The organism is Achromobacter deleyi (assembly GCF_902859705.1).
In the GTDB taxonomy this organism is placed as follows: domain Bacteria; phylum Pseudomonadota; class Gammaproteobacteria; order Burkholderiales; family Burkholderiaceae_B; genus Achromobacter; species Achromobacter deleyi.
Window position 1 is genome coordinate 41,490 of record NZ_CADIJO010000038.1, and the last position, 6,140, is coordinate 47,629.

A 6,140-nucleotide genomic window follows, 5' to 3' on the forward strand; every position below is an offset into this window, starting at 1 on the left:
GTCGGCCTACGAATGAAAGGGTTTTCCCTGGCGCTCGTTGGACTTTGGGCGATAATGGGCCCCTCTTAAAGATTACTGGGTCTGCGTGCTTACGCCACGCTCGTTGCCCAGACAGGTAAGCCGACATGAATTCTCCGATCGACCCCGCCATCGTGATGCCCGACGTCCAGAGCTCGGCGGACACGCGGCACATCCCGATCCAGCGCGTGGGTATCCGTGGCGTGCGCCATCCCATGCTCATCGAGAACGCCGACGGTTCGCCCCAGGGCACCGTGGCCAACTGGACCCTGACGGTGGCGCTGCCGCCCGAAGAAAAAGGGACGCACATGTCCCGCTTCGTGGCCCTGCTCGAAAAGTACCGCAGCACCCCCATGACGCCGACGCTGTTCCGCGCCATGGCTGCCGACATGCTGCCGCTGCTGCACGCCGAACGCGGCGACATCACGGCCGCTTTCCCGTACTTCATCAACAAGTCCGCCCCGATCTCCGGTGTGCAAAGCCTGCTGGACTACGAAGTCCAGTGGATCGCACGCGCCCAGGGCGACCAGGTCGAATTCGAACTGGTCGTGCAGGTGCCGGTGACCAGCCTGTGCCCGTGTTCCAAGGCCATTTCCGAGTACGGCGCGCACAACCAGCGTTCGCACGTCACGGTCTCGGCCATCCTGGAATCCGACATCAGCATGGACGGCGTCATCCGCCTGATCGAAGACGAAGGCTCGTGTGAGCTCTGGGGCCTGCTCAAGCGCCCCGACGAGAAATACGTCACCGAACGCGCCTACGACAACCCCAAGTTCGTCGAAGACCTGGTGCGCGACGTGGCGGCTCGCCTGAATGCCCACCCCGGCATCGCCCGCTACCGCGTCGAGGCCGAGAACTTCGAATCGATCCACAACCACTCGGCTTACGCCGTCGTGGAAGGCTGAGCCCTGCCGTGAGTCATCCGGCGGCCACCGACTGGCCGCTCATCGCGAGACTGGCGGATTGGGAAGCGCGGCTGGCCGGAAATCTGGCCGGCCGCGGCCGTTTTGGCCTGGCCCTATATGAGTTCTTCCGCTTCGGTGTGAAGCAGGCCTGGGCCTGCCTGTTCGGCGGCCTGATGTGCGCCTTGCTGCTGGCCACGCACTGGTGGTATCCGCAGAACGCCTGGCTCGCCCGCTACGATTTCCTGACCTTGGCCGCGCTGGGCATCCAGGCTGCGCTCTTGGCCCTGCGCATGGAAACCTGGAGCGAAGCCAAGGTCATCCTGATGTTCCATGTGGTGGGCACCGGCATGGAACTGTTCAAGACGGCGGCGGGGTCCTGGATCTACCCCGAGGCCAGCGTGCTGCGCATCGGCGGCGTGCCGCTATTCACCGGTTTCATGTATGCGGCGGTCGGCAGCTACCTGGCACGCGTCTGGCGCCTGTTCGACTTTCGCTTCCGGGCCCATCCGCCGCTGGCCGCCACGGTGGTGCTGTCGGTGCTGATCTATGTGAATTTCTTCTCGCACCATTTTGTCCCTGATTTTCGACTGGCGCTGTTCGGCCTGACCGCGGTGCTGTTCGCGCGCACCTGGGTGTATTTCCGCATCTGGCGCGACTATCGGCGCATGCCGCTCTTGCTGGGTTTTGTGCTGGTGGCGCTGTTCATCTGGTTCGCCGAGAACATCGGCACCTTTGCCAACGCGTGGCGCTATCCCAGCCAGGCCCAGGTCTGGCAGATGGTGTCCATCGCCAAGCTCGGGTCCTGGTTCCTGCTCATGATCATCAGCTACGTGATGGTCAGTCTCGTCAGCCGGCCCCAAGCCATCGGCGTTGCGGATGCGCCGCAACCGGTGGGGCAGGGCGGGCCGAATAACGCGTCCCCCATTTCTTGACCCGGCTGCGGCTTGCATCGACAGGCCCGATCGGTGATAATCGAGAGCTTTCTTGCTCGACCACCCATGCTTTTTGGGTAGCGGGCTGCCCCTTGCAAGCCAAGTCTGAAGCAAAAGACCAGTGATAGAGAAAGCACTGGAAAACGGCCTGCAAGACATCCTCAAGGAGTTTTACTCATGCGTCACTACGAAGTAGTGTTTATCGTTCACCCCGACCAAAGCGAGCAAGTGCCCGCCATGGTCGAGCGTTACCAAGCGCTGGTCACGGGCCAAGGCGGCTCGGTTCACCGCCTGGAAGACTGGGGTCGCCGTCAACTGGCCTACCCGATCCAGAAGCTCGTCAAGGCTCACTACGTCTGCCTGAACATCGAGTGCGGCCAAGCCACGCTGGATGAGCTGGAACACTCGTTCCGCTACAACGACGCCGTGCTGCGCCACCTGGTCATCAAGACCAAGAAGGCCCAGACCACTCCCTCGATCATGATGAAGTCGGTCGAGCGTGAAGAAGCCCGCAAGGCTTCGGCGGAAGCTGTCGCGGCTCAGGCCGAGTAAGCAGGGCTCACGCAGAGCCCACCCATGAAGTCCCCTTGGTGCCTGGCAGGATGAACAAGCTGGAACTCAGCGCCCGCGTTCTCGAATGCGAGCCTTTGCGCCACACTCCCGCCGGCCTGCCCGCACTGGAAATGGTGCTGGCGCACGAATCCGAGGTCATCGAAGCCGGCCATCCGCGCCGTGTGGAACTGACGATCTCGGCCGTGGCACTGGGCGATCTGGCGTTGCTGTTGAAAGGAACGGCGCTGGGGTCCGAATTGCAGGTGCAGGGGTTTCTGGCCCCCGTCCGCAAGGACTCGGTGAAGTTCAAGCTGCATCTGCAGCAGGCACGCAAGATCAGCGGCAGCGCAGGACGCGATCCGCTGGTGGCTTGACGGGAAAGGGCAACGGGCGCGAGAGCGCCTTCTGAATACGGATAGGTTATGGGGAATCGGACCCGAAAAGGGCTGAACCGGTCCCCTCAAACATAGAGGCACATATCATGGCTTTCTTCGGAAAACGCAAAGAAAAACGCAAATTCACGCAGCAGAACCCGCTCTTCAAGCGTCGTAAGTTCTGCCGCTTCACCGCAGCCGGCGTCGAAGAGATCGACTACAAGGATCTGGACACCCTGCGCGACTTCGTGCAAGAAAACGGCAAGATCATCCCGGCTCGCCTGACCGGCACCAAGGCAATCTACCAGCGCCAGCTGGACACCGCCATCAAGCGCGCGCGCTTCCTGGCCCTGTTGCCTTACACCGACAACCACAACTAATCCGGGGCACTGAAATGCAAGTTATTCTGCTCGAAAAAGTCGTCAACCTGGGTAACCTCGGCGAAGTCGTTCGCGTGCGTGATGGCTACGCCCGCAACTTCCTGATCCCCCAGAAGAAGGCCCGTCGCGCAACCGACGCCGCCCTGAAGGAATTCGAAGCCCGCCGCGCTGAACTGGAAAAGGTCCAGGCCGAGAAGCTGGCCGCTGCCCAAGCCCTGGGCGAGCGCGTCAACGGCTTCCAGCTGAAGATCGCCCAGAAGGCCGGCGTCGACGGTCGCCTGTTCGGCTCGGTCACCAACGCCGACATCGCCGAAGGTCTGAAGAAGGCCGGTTTCGAAGGCATCGAGAAGGCGCAAGTGCGTCTGCCCAATGGCCAGCTGAAGGCCGTCGGCGAATTCCCGATCCAGGTCGCTCTGCACGCCGACGTCGTTGTCGACATCACCGTGCTGATCGAAGGCGAACTGTCCTAATCCGGACTTCGCGGTAAAAAAAGCCGGCCCGCGTGCCGGCTTTTTTTCTTTTTGCCATGCTTTTACCGCCTTTGCCCGTGGACATTTGCGTGTAGTCTTTCGGGCTGCACGCCTGTCGCACGCTGTTTTGTACAGAGGACCTTTTGACCCAGCCGCCCGTCCACCACAATGCGCCTGCCGGATTGCGCGCCTGGCTCGACAGCCTGAACGCCGAGACCGAGCCGTCGGTGCGGGATGCGACCATCGATGGCGTGCGCTGCATCATCAAACGCCGCCGCCCCAGCTTTGCGCGCGGTGTCAGCTATGCGTTGCGCTATGTGCGGGCGCTGTTCCTGGGCGTGGGCTGCAAGCTGTTCCTGGGCGAATTTCCGCGTCCTGGCGTGCTGTTGCGCAATGGCCTGGAGCACGAGGCGCGGCGCCTGCAGCAGCTGCTGCAGGCCGGTTGCCGCGTGCCTGAAGTGTGGTGGCAGGAACAGGGCCTGCTCGTCCTGGAATTCGTGGGCGAAGACCTGGCCGACCTGATCCGCAACGAAGACACTACCTCGCGCCTGTGGCTGGCCCGCGCGGCCGCAGCCGACCTGGCGGCCTTCCACGCCCGCGGGCTGTGGCACGGTGGCGCCCAGATCCGCAACATCACCTTGCAGGACGGCGAGCTGTGGCGTATCGATTTCGAAGAGAACATCGGCTCGACGCTGTCGCGTCCGCTGGCCCAGGCCTATGATCTGTTCCAGATGCTGGCCTCGCTGGCGTCGTTGCGTAAATTGCCCGATGACGTGGGCCGCACGCTGGGTAAACTGGCGCTAGAGGTCTACTTCGAATGCAACCCCGACCCCGAGGTCAAGGCCCGCCTGCGCCGCCTGACCCGGGTGCTGACTTTCATCGCCACGCCCCTGCGCCCCCTGCTGGGTCGCCTGCCGTCGCGCGATGTGCAGGGATTTTTCCGCGTCGCGGATATCCTGCAGCCGTTACTATTGAAGCCATGAATACACCCGCCGATCCCCAGCTCGAATACCTGCGCGTTCCCCCTCATTCCATCGAGGCGGAGCAGTCGGTCCTGGGCGGCCTGCTGCTCGACAATTCGGCCTGGGACCGCATCGCCGACGTGCTGGTCGAAGAAGACTTCTACCGCCACGACCACCGGCTGATCTGGCACCACATTGCCCGCCTGATCGGGCTGGCGCGTCCGGCCGACGTCATCACGGTCAACGAATCGCTGATCAGCGCCGGCAAGGCCGAAGACGCCGGCGGCCTGGCCTACCTGAACGCGCTGGCGCACAACACGCCGTCGGCCGCCAACATCCGCCGCTACGGCGAGATCGTGCGCGAGCGCGCCATGCTGCGCAAGCTGGTGTCCATTGCCGACGAGATCTCGTCGGCCGCGCTCAACCCGCAGGGAAAGGAAGCGCGCCAGCTGCTGGACGAAGCCGAGTCCAAGGTGTTCCAGATCGCCCAGGAAGGCGCGCGCGGCGCCGCCGGTTTCCAGGAAATCCAGCCGCTGCTCACGCAGGTGGTCGAGCGCATCGACGAGCTCTACCATCGCGAAGGCAGCTCCGACGTGACCGGCGTGCCCACGGGCTTCACCGACCTGGACAAAATGACTTCGGGCATGCAGGGCGGCGACCTGATCATCGTGGCCGGACGCCCGTCCATGGGCAAGACCTCGTTCTCGATGAACATCGGCGAACACGTGGCCATCGAGCAGGGCCTGCCGGTGGCCGTGTTCTCCATGGAAATGGGCGCCGTGCAGCTGGCCATGCGTATGCTGGGTTCGGTCGGCCTGCTCGACCAGCACCGCATGCGGACCGGCAAGCTCATCGCCGAAGACTGGCCGCGCGTGACCCACGCCGTGCAGCTCATGCAGGACGCGCAGGTCTACATCGACGAAACCCCCGCGCTCAGCCCGATGGAAGTGCGCGCGCGCACGCGCCGTCTGGCGCGTCAGTGCGGCCAGCTTGGCCTGATCATCATCGACTACCTGCAGCTGATGTCGGGTAACGGTTCGGGCGAAAACCGCGCCACCGAAGTGTCGGAAATCAGCCGTTCGCTCAAGGGCCTGGCCAAAGAGCTGAACTGCCCGCTGATCGCGCTGTCGCAGCTGAACCGAAGCCTGGAACAGCGTCCCAACAAGCGTCCCGTGATGAGCGACCTGCGCGAATCCGGCGCTATCGAACAGGACGCCGACGTGATCCTGTTCATCTACCGCGACGAGGTCTACAACCCCGATTCGCCGGACAAGGGCACGGCCGAGATCATCATCGGCAAGCAGCGTAACGGCCCGATCGGCACGGTGCGCCTGACCTTCCAGGGTTCCAGCACGCGCTTCCTGAACTTCTCGGGCGCGCAGCCCAAGGACATGTACTGATCGCTGCCGCTTTCTGCCAATAAAAAACCGCGCCTGGTGAACTGACCCCCGAAAGTTGGACTTTGATCCAACCTTCGGGGGTTTTTTGCATGGCAAAGTACGACGAGCAGTTCAAGCTGGACGCTGTCCGGCGGTATCTGTCTGAAC

At 63.3% G+C, this 6,140-nt stretch carries 8 protein-coding genes; all 8 read left to right on the plus strand.

Annotated elements, in window-relative coordinates:
* The first annotated feature begins 125 nt into the window (after nt 1-125).
* Nucleotides 126-923: a GTP cyclohydrolase FolE2 gene (gene folE2 / locus HV798_RS29670; protein WP_006393713.1), complete on the plus strand. Its 798-nt coding sequence runs from the start codon at nt 126-128 to the stop codon at nt 921-923.
* A gap of 8 nt (nt 924-931) precedes the next feature.
* Nucleotides 932-1,855: a DUF817 domain-containing protein gene (locus HV798_RS29675; protein ID WP_175193924.1), complete on the plus strand. Its 924-nt coding sequence runs from the start codon at nt 932-934 to the stop codon at nt 1,853-1,855.
* A 177-nt stretch (nt 1,856-2,032) separates the two neighbouring features.
* Nucleotides 2,033-2,407, plus strand: coding sequence for a 30S ribosomal protein S6 (gene rpsF, locus HV798_RS29680; RefSeq protein ID WP_006393715.1), 375 nt, complete (start codon nt 2,033-2,035; stop codon nt 2,405-2,407).
* 50 nt (nt 2,408-2,457) lie between these two features.
* On the plus strand, nt 2,458-2,781 hold the full coding sequence (gene priB, locus HV798_RS29685) for a primosomal replication protein N (protein WP_025140261.1): 324 nt from the start codon (nt 2,458-2,460) through the stop codon (nt 2,779-2,781).
* Between the two features lie 107 nt (nt 2,782-2,888).
* A complete protein-coding gene (gene rpsR / locus HV798_RS29690) occupies nt 2,889-3,161 on the plus strand; it encodes a 30S ribosomal protein S18 (RefSeq protein ID WP_006218308.1) in 273 nt (90 codons plus the stop codon).
* Nucleotides 3,162-3,175: 14 nt separating this feature from the next.
* Nucleotides 3,176-3,631, plus strand: a complete 456-nt coding sequence (gene rplI, locus HV798_RS29695; protein ID WP_175193925.1) for a 50S ribosomal protein L9 — start codon at nt 3,176-3,178, stop codon at nt 3,629-3,631.
* A gap of 143 nt (nt 3,632-3,774) precedes the next feature.
* Nucleotides 3,775-4,614, plus strand: a complete 840-nt coding sequence (locus HV798_RS29700; RefSeq protein WP_025140263.1) for an RIO1 family regulatory kinase/ATPase domain-containing protein — start codon at nt 3,775-3,777, stop codon at nt 4,612-4,614.
* Nucleotides 4,611-5,993, plus strand: a complete 1,383-nt coding sequence (locus HV798_RS29705) for a replicative DNA helicase (protein WP_175193926.1) — start codon at nt 4,611-4,613, stop codon at nt 5,991-5,993. Before HV798_RS29700 ends, HV798_RS29705 begins: the two co-directional genes overlap by 4 nt.
* The last annotated feature ends 147 nt before the right edge of the window (nt 5,994-6,140 follow it).